The organism is Paenibacillus intestini (genome assembly GCF_030803945.1).
GTDB classification, from domain to species: domain Bacteria; phylum Bacillota; class Bacilli; order Paenibacillales; family Paenibacillaceae; genus Paenibacillus; species Paenibacillus polysaccharolyticus.
The window spans coordinates 234,497-249,676 of sequence record NZ_JAURUN010000009.1; the positions used below are offsets into that span (position 1 = coordinate 234,497).

General features: G+C 47.3%; 8 protein-coding genes and 1 pseudogene. 2 read left to right on the top strand and 7 right to left on the bottom strand.

Translation table 11 applies throughout. The features are described from left to right. Positions 1 to 122: 122 nt before the first annotated feature. The 6 genes and pseudogenes from J2T16_RS22295 to J2T16_RS22320 form a co-directional block, all read right to left on the bottom strand. Positions 123 to 1,232, bottom strand: coding sequence for a tyrosine-type recombinase/integrase (locus J2T16_RS22295; protein ID WP_499019295.1), 1,110 nt, complete (start codon positions 1,230 to 1,232; stop codon positions 123 to 125). A gap of 132 nt (positions 1,233 to 1,364) precedes the next feature. Next, positions 1,365 to 3,407: a B12-binding domain-containing radical SAM protein gene (locus J2T16_RS22300; protein WP_499019296.1), complete on the bottom strand. Its 2,043-nt coding sequence runs from the start codon at positions 3,405 to 3,407 to the stop codon at positions 1,365 to 1,367. A 1,162-nt stretch (positions 3,408 to 4,569) separates the two neighbouring features. Further along, positions 4,570 to 6,450 (bottom strand): DNA helicase RecQ, encoded by a 1,881-nt coding sequence (recQ, locus tag J2T16_RS22305; protein WP_499019297.1) that lies wholly within the window; start codon positions 6,448 to 6,450, stop codon positions 4,570 to 4,572. A 299-nt stretch (positions 6,451 to 6,749) separates the two neighbouring features. Continuing rightward, a pseudogene (locus J2T16_RS22310) lies at positions 6,750 to 7,592 on the bottom strand (Rpn family recombination-promoting nuclease/putative transposase). A gap of 95 nt (positions 7,593 to 7,687) precedes the next feature. Next, a complete protein-coding gene (locus tag J2T16_RS22315) occupies positions 7,688 to 9,595 on the bottom strand; it encodes an ABC transporter ATP-binding protein (protein WP_499019298.1) in 1,908 nt (635 codons plus the stop codon). A gap of 329 nt (positions 9,596 to 9,924) precedes the next feature. Next, positions 9,925 to 11,805 (bottom strand): ABC transporter ATP-binding protein, encoded by a 1,881-nt coding sequence (locus tag J2T16_RS22320; RefSeq protein WP_221787188.1) that lies wholly within the window; start codon positions 11,803 to 11,805, stop codon positions 9,925 to 9,927. A gap of 121 nt (positions 11,806 to 11,926) precedes the next feature. Here J2T16_RS22320 and J2T16_RS22325 point away from each other — a divergent pair, with 121 nt between their 5' ends. Both J2T16_RS22325 and J2T16_RS22330 read left to right on the top strand, forming a co-directional pair. Next, complete coding sequence (locus J2T16_RS22325; protein ID WP_499019299.1) at positions 11,927 to 12,820, top strand: AraC family transcriptional regulator; 894 nt, start codon at positions 11,927 to 11,929, stop codon at positions 12,818 to 12,820. A 16-nt stretch (positions 12,821 to 12,836) separates the two neighbouring features. Further along, on the top strand, positions 12,837 to 13,361 hold the full coding sequence (locus tag J2T16_RS22330; protein ID WP_336122055.1) for a DUF5412 family protein: 525 nt from the start codon (positions 12,837 to 12,839) through the stop codon (positions 13,359 to 13,361). Positions 13,362 to 13,674: 313 nt separating this feature from the next. Here the strand turns inward: J2T16_RS22330 and J2T16_RS22335 are convergent, their stop codons facing one another. Further along, complete coding sequence (locus J2T16_RS22335; RefSeq protein WP_336122054.1) at positions 13,675 to 14,781, bottom strand: glycosyltransferase family 2 protein; 1,107 nt, start codon at positions 14,779 to 14,781, stop codon at positions 13,675 to 13,677. Positions 14,782 to 15,180: the final 399 nt, after the last annotated feature.

Genomic DNA, 15,180 nt, shown 5'->3' on the forward strand with positions numbered 1-15,180 from the left:
ATCTAATTTATGTACTTCGTGAATATCTCAAATCAACGTAATATCTGAACTACGTATATGATAACCTATGAGGTGATATATGCGAAGAAAAATTTGGTGAAAAAGGGAGAACTTTGAGATACTCAATCTCCCATATCCATACGATCCAGCGGGCTTTGAATACGCTGGATATTTTTCGTGCTCACGTGCGTATATCGCTGTGTGGTTTGTGCACTTGTATGACCAAGAAGCTCCTGAATATAGCGCAGGTCTGTTCCGTTTTCCAGCAAATGTGTAGCAAAGGAGTGCCGCAAAGCATGAATGCTACACTTTTTTACAATACCTGCTCGTTGTCTAGCTTCTTCAAAAACCTTTTGTACACTGCGCTCTGTAAGATGTCGATCTGAAGATCGTCCCGGAAACAACCAACGATCAGGTTTGTATTCGGCGATGTACTTCTGTACAATCTCCCAAGCAAGATGAGAGAGAATAGTTCTCCGATCCTTGTGACCTTTTCCCTGCTTTACGATAATGGTCTGACGCTCGATATCCAGATCGCTATAACGTAGACGAACGACTTCTCCTACACGGAGCCCAGCTGAGTACGTAAGATAGAGAATCGTCTTATGCTTGAGATTAGTCACAGCTTTCAGCAGTTGGGTGACTTCTGTTTCAGACATGACATTGAGCAACTTGGTTTGTTTTTTGGGACGTATATATTGAAACTCGGCAGGATGGAGTAACACATGTTTACAATAAAATCGGATCGCACTAATCGTTTGATTCACACTCGAATGGGAAATCCCTCTTTCAAGCAAACTCAAACAATATGTCTGGACATGAGATGCGCTGATCTCTGTATCCATCTGAGGAAGACTGGCCACAAATCTTTCAATCTGATTACAATATGCTTTAATCGTTTTGCGACTGTACCCTCTTAATTTCAGAGCTTGCTGCAATTCATTTCTTTTCCATTGTGTTTGCTCTCCACTTAACTTCCAGTTCCTTAAAAATTCACTCTCCACCCACAACTCCGCGGAAATCTCTACATCTAGCGCATCAAAGTGCTTTGTAAACTCCTGAAGAGATGCCAGTGAGTATGGAATGATCCAGCGTTTCATATCAGGCTCCCACCTTCTTCCTGTTACCTGACGAATGGACTGGATATGCACCGTATTATATGGAATGTGTACATACACTGTATCTGCGAAACCTTTGGTTAGAATGATGGTGTTTTTTGCTTTATCTTTCATAAAAACTCTCCCTTCAGCTTAATTGGATTTTTGAGTTCTATTGAATTTAGAAAATAAAAAAAGGAAGATCATTTTCATCCCGTAAGGGAATCCAATGATCTTCCGATGCTTTCGGACATATGGTCGATGCACCTACATGGCAGCAGCTTCTTCTCCCAGCGGCAGCGTGTAATACTGCGCCTGCTGGTCTTCGTGCTGCTGGTATACCACAACCAGCAGCGTTTGGCCTTTCGCGGCAAGCGGGCTGGCGCCAGCTAGCACACGCTCAAGCCGGAACGGAAGCACGTCCAGTACGGCGTGCTTCTGCAGTTCCTTTTCGCCGAGTCCCAGATCGGCGAAAGCACGGGCACCCATGACCGTCTGTGCGGTCATGGCCGAGGTCATCGGCAACGCACGCGAAGCGTTGCCTTTCCCCAGGTCCGCCGCTCCATCCGCGGCGGACTCTGCTGCGTCGCGCGCTGCCAGCGACGCAGCATCCCCGGCATGGCTGCCGATCACACCCGCCGCATCCGCGGCAGTGTCCTCTCCGGCAGCCGCCGAAGTTCCGGCAGCGGCCGTTCCACTCGCGCCGCTGCTTTCCAGCCATGCCGAGCCAGAGGCTCCGGCAACACGTGGCAAGCGAACGTCTTCTGGACGTTCAGCCAACGTTTTCATATAACCCGCCCATTGATCTTTCTGGAGCACATCGTCCCACCAGATTTTACGCGGCTTATACTTATGTCCCAGGAAATAATCCAGCTTCATCAGACCAAGCACAATATCCATATGCGGCGTGTTCCGTGACTCCAGGAAACTGTGCAGACGAGTGAACAAATCCTCTAGCTGATGCCCGATCTTCTGCCAGCCCTGACCCTCCCAGTAATCGCCAAAGGCCTGGAAGAAATCAAACGGTGAATCAAACTCCTGCTCCATCAAATACTTCAGCGTATGATCCATCCGGTGTGCATTCCAGTATTTCTCCAATACATCTTCGAGCCGCTTTAGGCGAACGATGTCGCTAAATGGCAACACGTCACTGCCCAAAATCTCATACGGCGCATGATCCATGTACGTATAATTGTACTTTTCCGCATCCAGACGCAGTCCCGTACCGCGAAGCATTTTCAGGAATCCAAGCTGTAGCTCTTCCGGCCCCAAAGCAAACACATCGTTAAACGTCTTGCGGAACGTATTGTAATCTTCCTCCGGTAGTCCTGCGATCAGATCCAAATGCTGGTCGATCTTGCCGCTGGCTTTGACCTTGTTCACCGTACGGCTCAGCTTGGCAAAGTTCTGACGGCGTTTCACCAGTTCATTCGTCGGATCATTCGTGGACTGCACCCCGATTTCGAAGCGGAACGTACCCGGCGGCGCATTCTCTGCCAAATAGTCGAGCACCTCAGGACGCATGATGTCAGCCGTAATTTCAAACTGAAACACCGTTCCCTGATGATTCTCGATCAAAAACTTAAACATCTCCATCGCATAATCCCGTTTAATGTTAAACGTACGATCCACAAACTTGATCAGTTTCGCACCCTTTTCGATCAGGTACAGAATGTCCGATTTCGTCCGCTCGATATCGTAATACCGCACGCCGACTTCAATACTGGAAAGACAGAACTGACAACTAAACGGACAGCCCCGGCTGGTCTCAAAATAAACAACCCGTTTCCCGAGATCCGGGATATCCTCTTCAAATCGATGCGGCGAAGGTAGATCATTCAAATCCGCTTTCGGGCGTCCTGGCATGAGAATAACCTCTTCCCCTTTGCGATACGCCAGCCCATAGACAAAATGGAACTTTTTACTGCCCTCCAACTCTGTAAGCAGTTGATGCAACGTCTCTTCCCCTTCACCCATGACGATAAAATCGACATTAGGAATCCGGTTCATCCAATATTCGGTATCGTAGGACACCTCCGGCCCGCCCAGCAAAATTTTCACGTCAGGCATAACCTTTTTCAGATTATCAATTACTTTAATCGTCTCTTCAATATTCCAGATGTAACACGAAAACCCAATCACATCCGCCCCGCGCTGGTACAGATCCGACACAATATTCATGACCGGGTCTTTGATCGTATACTCCGCGAGCTCAATATCAAAATCCTTCTCACTGTACGCCTTCAAACACCGCAGCGCCAGCGAGGTATGGATGTACTTTGCATTCAAAGTTGATAAAATTACCTTCATGGTTCACAACCTTTGCCTGGACACCCAGACCATATATTTTTTTGGAAAAGTAAAGCCTCACAGCCATCCTGCCCCGGATGCTGCTCAGACCAAACCTCTAATGCAAGTCCGAGCCTTATCTCTCGCCACACTTGCACAAAAGCACACCGGCAACCGCGCAAGTACATGCGCATCACGTAATAGTACCAACACACGCCCAGGAGCTATTAACAAGATCTAATAACCAGTCCTTATGTTATAACCGTCCATACCTCATAAACAAATCCCTAAATTATCTTCCAAAGAGTGGACACTTCTTTTAAAACACACTTTTTGCCCGACTAAAAACAAGATCTATTAACCAGTCCCTGTGCTATAACCGTCCATGTCTCATAAACAAATCCTCAATTTGTCTTTCAAAGAGTGGACACCTCTTTAAAAAACAAATACACTCTCCAGCCAACAAAAACTACAATATATAGACTTAATTCCTTCAAAATCACTATATACTGTATTCACACTCGTTAGCCACCTTTTACGTCCATGTCCACCCTCTAAAAGACAATCTCGCTCGTTTTGTCTACTCAGCAGGGACACACTTTATGAGATACTTATCCTGATTTTTGAATCCGTTTCTATCCCGATCTTGTCTCTGGTACTGGTTCTTATTGTGCTTCTTGTCTTGTTCGTTATCTTGTTCTACTTCTTTATCTGCATAAGATCTAGTTCTATTCTGTTTCTGTTCACGTTTCAGCGCACAATCCACTCCGATATGCTCATCCATCCAGGCACATTAGTCAAATATCGCCCAGCCCCATCGCCTATGGCTAGTGCAAGTCCGCTGCCCTCTACTGCGAGCGCTAACGATCAGGAGAAGCCTTATTTCGGCATATTCGGGCTTTTGAAAATTCTAACGATCCCCAGAGACGCTATTCTGCTAAAATCAGCTTGATCAGACTCATTTTTCAGAATTTTGAATGAAATAAGCTTCCTGGAGATCGTTAGCTTTCAAATGTCCCCGATTCAGGGCAAATAAGCTCCATGAGGATCGTTAGCTTTCCATCCTCTACTTGAGCAGCCTGTCAAGTCTGTAGGCCTCGGTCACAGATCAGATATCACTTATCTCTTGTCATTTATCCTCATCACTCACGAAATATTCACTATCACATATCGCTAACATATATCACTCATATTCATAAAAGGCATCATCGTCCGTATCCACTTCTTCACCCGATTGTTTCTGAAAGAATTCCAGGAACGGCAGTCCATACTTGCGGTACTTGACCTCACCGACCCCTTTAATGGTCAGCATGTCACGTTCTGTCTTCGGACATACCACACTCATCTCGCGCAAGGTGGCATCGTTAAAGATAATATAGGATGGCACATGTTCTTTGGCAGCCAGATCACGGCGGATCAGACGCAGCTGTTCGAACACCGTTTCGTTAACAGCCGATGGCATTGCATCACGTCCGCGGCGTCCGCCGTAGTTTGTACCGGAAGCTGTAGCCGCTGTTTTCCGTACGACACGCTGCATGACTTCGCGTTGACCTTTCAGCACTTCCACCGCCAGCGGCTGTAATCGAACCACTGGATATTGGCCCTCGGACAACATCAGGTAACCTTCGGATACCATCACGTTGATGATCTCTGCAATTTCGCGCTCTGTGCGATTGCCCATAACCCCGTATGTTGGCAAGGAATCGAAGCCGTAGTCCAGCACTTTTTTGGCACGGGAACCCTTAAGTACCGAAGCGACCAGCGATACCCCGTAGCGTTCACGCATGCGGTGAATGCAACTGAATATTTTTTGCGCATCAATGGTCATATCCACCAGCTCACGGTCATCTGTACACGAACTGCAAATGCCGCAAGGCTTGTCCTCGTGCACCTCACCGAAATAATCCAGCTGTGCACTGCGCAAACAGCGTGTGGTATAACAGTAATCCACCATCTGTTGCAGCTTGCGGTAATCGTTGGCTTTGCGGTCACCCTCCATCGGGTTCTGCTCGATCAGAAACTTTTGGGTGATGATATCCTGTGCTCCGAAAAGTAAAATACACTGACTTGGCTCACCGTCCCGACCCGCACGTCCGGCTTCCTGAACGTATGCCTCCATGTTTTTCGGCATGCTGTAGTGAAGCACATAACGCACGTTGGACTTGTCGATCCCCATTCCGAAGGCATTGGTCGCAACCATCACGCGAATATCATCGTACAAAAACTGCTCCTGGCTCTGCGCCCGTTCATCGTCCGTCATGCCTGCATGGTAACGTCCTGCTGGCAAACCAGCCTGCAACAAACGCTGATGCAGATCGTCCACGTCCTTACGGGTCGCGGCGTATACAATACCTGGCTCGCTGGCATGTTCGCGCGCGTAGTTCAAGACAAAATCTTTTTTGCTCTCGCCGCGTAGCACGCTAAACGCGAGATTATCTCGCCCAAGTCCAGTCACATACGTCTGCGGGTCCTGCAAACGCAGCAGCCGCAGAATATCGCCCATGACCTCGGGCGTCGCCGTCGCCGTAAAGGCCGCAACCACCGGCCGCTCCGGCAAACTGTCCACAAACGGCGCTACCGCCAGGTAGCTTGTCCGAAAATCATGGCCCCACTGCGACACACAGTGGGCCTCATCCACTGCCACGCACGAGATCGGCAGTTGCCCCATCTCATCGCGGAACCAGTCCAGCTCCAGTCGCTCCGGCGCGACGTAGAGCAACTTCAACTCACCGCGCTGCGCCGCGCGGATGCGCTCATTCACTTCTCTGCCGCTTAACGTACTATTAATATAAGCGGCGGCAATGCCCGCGGTCGTCAGCGCATCGACCTGGTCTTTCATCAACGAGATTAACGGGGAAACGACCAGCGTCAGCCCCGGATATAACAAAGCGGGAATCTGGTAACAGATTGACTTCCCGCCTCCGGTTGGCATAATGCCCAGCGTATCCTCATATTCGAGCAGGCTGGAAACGATCTTTTTTTGACCCTCACGAAAATCGGGGTAACCATAATATTTTTGCAGAAGACCCTTCGCTTCTTCTAAAGTAGGTGCTTGCACACTCATGTAAAGACTCCTTACTTGTCACCGGTGTTCCTGCACCGGCTTGGTTCTATCCGATTCTGACATCTAGACGCGGCACCAGCACCGCATCCCTGACAACAAAATGGCGTTCTCATGACTTGTCCGTCAAGCAAAACGCCGCTCTCTTTAGTTTAACGGGACAGCCCCGAATGAGCAACCGCGTTTTAATGTAAAATCGGTTGACCCTTCTCAAACGCAAATAAAATAACCGTTCATCCCGGGTGGAGACAAACGGCTGCTTTCCGTTATTAAAACAAACTATTTTTTTGTAACGTACGGCTTTAGCTTTTAAGCGCTTTGACCTCGGACTCTGTTAAACCGCTGGCCTTGACGATAACCGAAACCTCAATTCCTAGTGAAAGCATGTTTTGGGCAATCTCCAAAGCTTTTTTTTGTTCTCCTTGAGCCATTCCCTTTTCCGTAGCCCATTCAATCATCGAGGCCTCATCATGCAAGTACTTTTGACGCTCCTCATACAATCGACGTGCCTCCCGATCCTGACTTAGAAACTCCAACGTATCCATCGCTTTTTTCAATGTCGGCTCATTCATTTGCAACACCTCCCAATTGGATTTGTCAGCACTCTTTAAGAACAAAAGCCAGTTAATTAACCCTCCTTCTATGGGGACAGATTGACCGTCAAGCTTGGAAAGTTCCATAAAGTGCACTTCTATATCATCACTCAGTTCAAGTCCAGTGTGATCTTCTCTCAAATGAAAGATATTATGATATTACTCATTGGCAATAAATGAATAATTTAGAATATTAATCGTCACACACTTCTTCAGTTCCTTATAGGACTGTCCTTCCTGCAACTGGCTAGAGTAACGCTTACTCCAATAGTACAGGGTTCTTTTCTCAATATCGTATTTATTAAACAGTTGCATCTCAATGTTTATCAGCTTACCTTCTGCCGTTTTAGCCCAAATATCAAAAATCGACTGTTTGTCTAGAGGAGCATCTTTATTTGTATACGGGTTGAGAAGTACAATCTCCGTCAATGGTGGGTCACCTGATTCCGCAAACGTTCGGTTTAAGAACACAAGCAACACATCTTTGTTTTCCTCACTACCAAAAATACGCTTGAAAACAAAATCGTTCCGTGGATCGAGCAAATCAGCCATCTGACCATCAACTCCGTTTCTATACATTATACCACGTCCGGTCTAGTTAATTGCATAATGAACTAAGTATTGAAAGTTACTTCCTTGTTCCAGTCTTACTCCCCCGATGCAGCAGCCTTGGCATTCATTTGATAGTACAAGCCTTTTCGCTCCATCAGCTGCTCATAAGTGCCTTCCTCGGCGATTTGTCCATGCCTCATCACTAGAATCCGGGAACATTGACGGGCGACCTCCATGCGATGAGTTACCAGCACCCCCGTTTTCCCTTGCATGAAGTGGCGAAGTTGACGCATGACGAACTGTTCTGTCAGGTTATCCAGCGATGATGTCGGTTCATCCAAAATATACACATCTGAGGATCTCAGCATGAGCCGGGCAAGAGACAGACGCTGGCGTTGACCTCCGGACAGATTAGCTCCTTTTTCCTGCAAAATCGCATCATACTGGCCTTCCTGATTCTCAATGAATTCGTGTAAACCAGCCTGTCCAGCCGCAAGTTTTACTTCATTCAATGTAGCACTCGCGCCCAGACGGATATTCTCTTCAATCTTTCCCGTAAAAAAAGCAGGTGACTGCGGCATGTACGTCAGCCGGGATTGCTGATCCCGAGCCATAATCTGCTCTACAGCCTCGTTCCCAAGCATTACGCGCCCAAAAGTCGGTTTGATTAACCCTGCGCACACTTGGCATAACGTGGACTTCCCGGATCCGCTACTCCCCACAATTGCAACCAGTTCACCTGGAACCAGTCGGAGCGTAATTTGATCCAGAAGAGTCCGGCCGCTACTTTCATCCAATACCGTGACCTGATCCAGTGTCAGGATAGGCTGTCCATCGTCCATTAGTCCTTCTCGTGAGCTATATTGTAGTCTATCATCTGCTTCTACTCGCTCCTGTGCTAGATTCAGCCATGACGAAATCCGTGCAAACGCGCCTATACTGGACTGCATCTGGCTCCACTGACTGGACAAGCCTAGTACAGGCCATACCACAAGTTCAAACAGCAAGCTACTTGCCACAACCATTCCCGGTGACAAAGCGCCCTTCGCTGCAGCTAAAGCAATCAGAAATAATGCTGCCAATTGAGCCAGACCAAATACGGTCATCGCCACATTATCGGATATGCTTAAGGTCATCTGCAGCTTCGCCTGTACTCGGTTAAGTGATTGTTGCTGCATACGCAAGCGTGTGAGAAACCATGGCGAAGCGTTATATGCCTGGATCACAGGAACACCTTCCATGTATTGCTGAATCTGCTGCTGTGACTCACCCTCCATAGATTCCACTTCATCCGACAAGCGCACAATACGCTGGTCATATACTCTGGCCGTAAACCAGATTGCAGATGCACTGACCAAAGCAATAACTGCAACCCATACATCTGCACGATACAAGTACCCCAGCGAGAGAACGATAATAAAAACGACCGTGACTCCTTCTGCTATAGCTTCCACCACTTCTGCACCATGCTTCGTATCTTCTTTGATTCGCAGCATCACATCCCCGGACTTCTGCCTACGCGCCCATGGATAAGGCATCTGGTTGAAAAGCTGGAGCAGGTTCATTGACATATCCCTATGCATAGATTCTTTGAGCCGTACTAGCACATAGCGATGCATCGCCAGTAATGCGATAAACCCGATCAACACTGCGATAAAGGTTATCGCCGTAGCATTCAGTTTCTCCTGTCCTCCGTCATGGATTGCATCAACAAAAAATCCCTGCACAAAGGCCAGACCCCAATCGAACACCGCGTCCGCCGCAATAAAAAGAAACATAATGATTACCGCCCATCTATAGGGCTTCATAAAGCGCACAATAATCGGCCAAACCTTTCTCAGAGATGCTGTTTCCTTGGCCTTATTCACATCCTGATCTCCATCACTGTTATGATGCCCATCTTCATCTATGCGCTTATGTTCCTCTCGATCTGTACGCTTATGTTCCTCTCCATCTATATGCTGATTTCCCTCAACATCATTGTTCTTATAGTGCTCTTCCATCTGTGCTCTTGCCCTCCGCCTCTATGCACTCATGTTCATTTTCCTTCGACACTGATGCTTCATGCTTCATGTGCATCTCTTTTGTGGACACGTTTCATTCACTTTCTGCTTATCTTCGTATTCATCTTTCTGCTTATGTTCATATTCATATGACATGCTGTTCCCCCAGTTTTACTTATACTTCTACCTTTACCTTCGCGGGCTATCTCAATCTAATTCTTCACATTTACTTTTAAGAGTACTTCAGCTTTTTTGCCCTGTTATTTATTCAGACGTCTTCACTCTATCGATCTGGCTACTCTTTCGATCCGTTTACTCTTTCGATCGGTTTACAACTGTTCTGGCATTTCTCCGTATATCCGTTCTTCTGCATCCTGCTCCGCAAGGTAAGCAAGGTAACCATTCTCACGATTCAGCAGTTCACGGTGAGTACCGATGTCAACAACTTCTCCATCCTGCATATAAATCACCTGATCTGCACGCTCAATCAAAGATAAACGATGAGTGACAGCTATAATCGTTGTGTCATACTCCGTTGCTAACACCGTAAATAGCTCGTTCAACTGTTGCTCATGCCACGGGTCTTGTGAGGAGGTTGGTTCATCCAGCAATAAAATTTCCGGTTTTCTTAACACTGCTCTGGCGAGACTGATCCGTTGAAGTTCTCCGCCAGACATGTGTCCCCCTTGCGGCTGAAGCTCTGTCTTGTAAACGTTTGTCTGGTTCATAATGGCATCATGTGCATAAGTCATACGGGCAGCAAGCTGCACCTCTTCAGCAGACAGCCCTTCTGCGCCAAATCTAATATTCTCCTCTACGGTTCCTGAGAAAATGAAGGCTTGTTGTGGAACATAAACGTACTTTATATCCCTTTCTATGTCCTGATCAGGGTATTTAAGGGCCGCCAATCCCACAAAGTCCTTATAGGCAAACGCTGAATTATTTGAGTGATTTGAATCATTTGAGTGATTTGAGTTATTTGGAATATTCATCTGGATTGAACCGCTCGTAGGCGCATTTAAACCAGCTATCACTTTCAGTAAAGTCGTTTTTCCGCATCCGCTAGGACCTGTAATTACCGTAAGTTTGCCTTTGGCGGCTGTAAAATATATGTTCGATAACACTTCTTCTTGCTCTGCATACCTGTAGGAAATCTGGTCTACATGAACACCTTCGGTCATAAACTTGTGCTGCGGCTGAGCGGCAGCCGGTTTCTTTTTTTCCAAATCCAACATTTCAAACACACGAGCCGCCTGAGAAGCCGATCCAATCACTTTACTCCATAGCCCTGACAATGCTTCGATCGGACGTGTCAACTGACTACTTGCGACCAGGAAAGCCGCCAATCCGCCCACATCCATATGTCCATGCAGAACTTGTAATCCACCGAGATACAAGATCAGGATCATGCCCCCGTAAGTGGAGACCCGTCCAGCGGCCTCCGTCAAACGCTGTAATACCGAAACAGACATCGTACGCTTAAATACCTGATTCATTCGTCTGCTAAACTGCTGCTGCATATAACCCGAAAGTCCGTAACTACGGATCTCCACCGGGGCTTGAATGATATCTGTCAGCAATTCATCCCTCGCCGCTGCACTTGCATTCAATCGGTCATGTTCTCGCTGCAGTTTTCGTCCAAGCCCTGCTGTTACCAACGGATAGATTAATGTGAATGCAATAATGGCAAGAGCAAGTTGCAGGTTCACCCAGCTGAAATAAGCAAAAGCCAGAACCAATTGAATCATATTTTTCGCAAGTTCGATTCCGTGTTGATTGATGCCTTTCTGAGCCTCCGTAGCTGAAGTCCATACTCTGGATGTGAGATCCCCCGTATGATACTTTGCCAGTTCTTGTGTATCTGTTCGAGCAAGGGAATGTAGCATCTTGGACTGTAAAAACACCTGGGTCTTCTGTTGGAATAAGGTCTCCGACCATGTTGTGAATAGGCTTACAATGACACGTAGCACGACAATCAAAACGCCGATGATCAACCCTGAATAAATAAGAGAAAACTGTGATTCCGCTGCCCCTTTGACCAATCTGCGAATGGATTCCAAATATCCTACCTCTACCAGTGAAGCGGCCAAAGCTGCAAGGAGCAATGGGATGATGAACATGCGATATTTTCCAGATAATGTCCATAAACGTATTAGTATTCGGGTGGGCTTATACGTTCTTTTGTCTGTTATGGTTTGGTCTGCTAACATATGTAATTACTCCAATCTTGTCATCAAATTAAGTATCTGGTTATGATATCATCAGTGATAAGGAAAAAATGAACATTTCTTGCTATCCCCTATAAATCAGGACGAAATAAGGAGTTTCTATATGCAACCAGATCTACTACAGACATTGGATACGTTGTTTGATTACATAGAAGACCATATTCATGAGAAGCTGACACTGGATCATCTCTCGTCGTTAACCCATATCTCCAAGTTCCATCTGCATCGTATGTTTAAACATGCCAGCGGGCAGTTACCTGGAGAATATATTCGTGCTCGCAAATTAGCCCGTAGTCTGGAGCAGCTGGTCGATCTACACTGGAAAATCATTGATATTAGCGGACATTATTCTTTTGAACATGAGCAGTCTTACATTCGGGCTTTCAAACAGGCCTTTGGGATAACTCCTTTGCAATACCGCAAACAGGGTGCTGGTGATTTGCAGTTTACGGCCCGTATGACCTCATCGATGATCACGATCCTTCCGTATGGATACATTTTTCATCCCATTTATGTACGGAAACCTGCGATAAAGCTTATCGGTCAGCAATCCCGGATTCGATATGTGGATAACGAGGAATATTATAAATCCAATTCAGCAGGCAACCTTTTTTACGAAAAATACTTTCATCTGATCCCTAACGTGCTGCACGATAACGTATATATTGGATTGACCAATGAGATTGAAGAACATTACAGTACCTATCAGCCATCTGTTGAAGTTACGAGTTTGGAAGAGATCCCGGAAGAACTGAACGGCATCGAAGTGCCTGCCAATCAGTATGCCGTGTTCAAGTTTGTCTGTGATTTCCATCCAAGCCTGATTAATATCGATCATCTGGATAGTGTCTGGACATTTATCGATGAATACTGGCAAAGTCATTCCGGATACAGCAAAAGTGATGCTTATTATTTTGAAAGAATAGACGGCAGTCTCGCCCAGGAGCATTACGGAGAACTGGATATTTATATCCCTGCCAAACAGATCACGCTCTAAAGGAAGGTGCATGATTATGACAAAAGATAGAACTCCTCGCCCGGATTCATCTCCAATAAACGCACACCAATCTTGGGTTCTCAGGCATCCAAACACTTCGATATTCATCGCCTTGTTTATGTTGCCCATCGTGGCGTTAACGCTTTTCTTTACGCTCCGGCCCTATCTTTCAACATTTGATCGTTCGGGTGAGGGCGATCTGAGCTCGTCCATGTCATCTCCCAATGGAGAATACACGGCAGAACTATACGGTGTTCCCTATGGCGGCGCAGCAGGCGGGGTGACGATCTGGGTAGACGTACGGAAAACAGCGGATACAAGCGCTTCGAATGCCAAAAGCATCTATCGCGCAGAGTTTCATGGCGGAAATCACCTCGAATGGGAAAGTGACAATACCCTTCGCATCGAAAACTGGAGCGAGTATAGTAACGAGACGGTTACCTTGAATATAGATGAAGAAATTTATGATGGATGGGGCTGGGCTTGCAGCAGCTTGCGTACAAAGGACCAGTATGTAAGATGTTTGGAACCTGAATCGTGAATAACATATGCTGATGAAATATCATGTCATGACAACTTTGCTTCGGAACATGGATACGGACGATAAGTTCAGTTGTTCTAAACGCGGTTTACACTGTTCATACTAAAACAGAGCAACAGCAAACCCCGTTTACCGACTTTCTCGGCTAAACGGGGTTTGTTTTTATTAGGCCTCTGTAGAAGACCCTTATTGGATTGCTAATTTGATTGCTATATTTGAGAACTGTTATGATTCCCTTTCACTAATGGATTGCTAGCTTCATACTATTGGATGCCCCATCTTCACTTTCCGTTTTTGTTCCTTCTTACATGTGCTATCCTTCTCTCTCTTTCCTCTGTTTGCGAATCACGGCTTCGAGCTTCTCTCTATTTCCGATCAGACCTGGATCATCCGGCAGATACTTCCGAGCTTTCGTGTTATGCAACAACGCCTGCTCCCAGTTACCCAGATGGGCATAACAGAGCGATAACCGAGCATGCGGCAGCCACGTTCGGCAGGCAGCCGGTACAGGTCGCAGACCCGGATCACGGCTGCTTACATCCACCGCCTGCATATACCAATAGATAGCGGTAACGATCTCTTGCCGCTCATGGAAGCAGGCGGCAATGGCGCAGCAGAAATCGGCATGCGGCAAGTCGTACTGGAACGACTGCAGCAATGCGCCCAGCTTACGGCCCGGCTCGCCAAGCCGCTCATAACATTCCGCCAGCCTTGCGCAGGCAATGAGCCGATCTTCGCGGTAACCGCTGGGCTGCTCCAGCAGCTTCGCGTAACCGCGTGCCGCCGCTGCGTAGCGCTGGCGGTCATAACATTCGCCTGCATAGTAGAACAGCAGGCGTCCCTGGGCTATGCCCTCTTCGGCGATCCATTTGCGCAGAATGCGCACGTTTCGCGCCGAATGATTGCCCGCCTCGCGGCGATGGGTGACGGCAATATCTGCCGTGATGACCTCGCCTTGCGGGAAGCGCAGCTGCTCGTGCAGCCGGCCATACCAGCGGCAACCGGCATCCCGCTTGACCAGGCGAAGCCTTCGGTCCGCCACCAGCGGACTTCCCTCCGGCCCCTCGGCCAGCGTATAGCCCATAATCACACCCGCCGTCTTACCTCCGGACGGCAGCTGCTCCTTCAACATCGTAAGCTTCGCCCGTTCCCCGGGCAACAGCACATCATCCGCATCGAGCCACAGGATATACTCCTGGGTGGCCCGGGCGAATGACTCATTTCGTGCTGCGGCAAAGTCTTCATTCCACACATACGTATAGACCTGGTCGGTATACATTGCAGCGATGTCCATTGTTCGATCCGACGACCCTGTATCCATGATAATAATCTCATCCATAAGGTCAGCCACCGATTCAAGACATCTTGCCAGTGTGCGTTCTTCGTTCTTCACGATCATACACAAACTGATGGTGATCACGTTTAAAGCCCCTTCCTGTCGTACGCGTACTGTGGTTCAAGCAACCAAACCCATAGATTCGTTGCTTGCTTAAACACCTATTCGCTAATGATGCTTTGTCACATAACACATCATATCCAGTGCCAAGCCCTAAGTACCTAGACTGCGCACCTAACTCTATTGCTATCATCCGTCCATTTATTGCTGCTCTGACTGAATTCCTACTTTCAACAGTAACCATATCGTAACTTCGTAAAATTTCTAACGATCACAGATGACGCTATTTAGCACATTTCAGCGCTTTTGGAAATCTAACGATCACAGACTTTAAAGCCCCCTAATCCAATTGGACACTCGAAGCTACCTCAGATACACTAAATGAAATGAGGAGAGTGTTCATGAAAAGACGATTTAGATGCC

Coding starts and splice junctions, on each gene's coding strand:
- J2T16_RS22330 (WP_336122055.1), top strand. CDS start 12,837: ATGACAAAAGATAGAACTCCTCGCCCGGATTCATCTCCAATAAACGCA.
- J2T16_RS22320 (WP_221787188.1), bottom strand. CDS start 11,805: ATGTTAGCAGACCAAACCATAACAGACAAAAGAACGTATAAGCCCACC.
- recQ (WP_499019297.1), bottom strand. CDS start 6,450: ATGAGTGTGCAAGCACCTACTTTAGAAGAAGCGAAGGGTCTTCTGCAA.
- J2T16_RS22300 (WP_499019296.1), bottom strand. CDS start 3,407: ATGAAGGTAATTTTATCAACTTTGAATGCAAAGTACATCCATACCTCG.
- J2T16_RS22315 (WP_499019298.1), bottom strand. CDS start 9,595: ATGGAAGAGCACTATAAGAACAATGATGTTGAGGGAAATCAGCATATA.
- J2T16_RS22295 (WP_499019295.1), bottom strand. CDS start 1,232: ATGAAAGATAAAGCAAAAAACACCATCATTCTAACCAAAGGTTTCGCA.
- J2T16_RS22325 (WP_499019299.1), top strand. CDS start 11,927: ATGCAACCAGATCTACTACAGACATTGGATACGTTGTTTGATTACATA.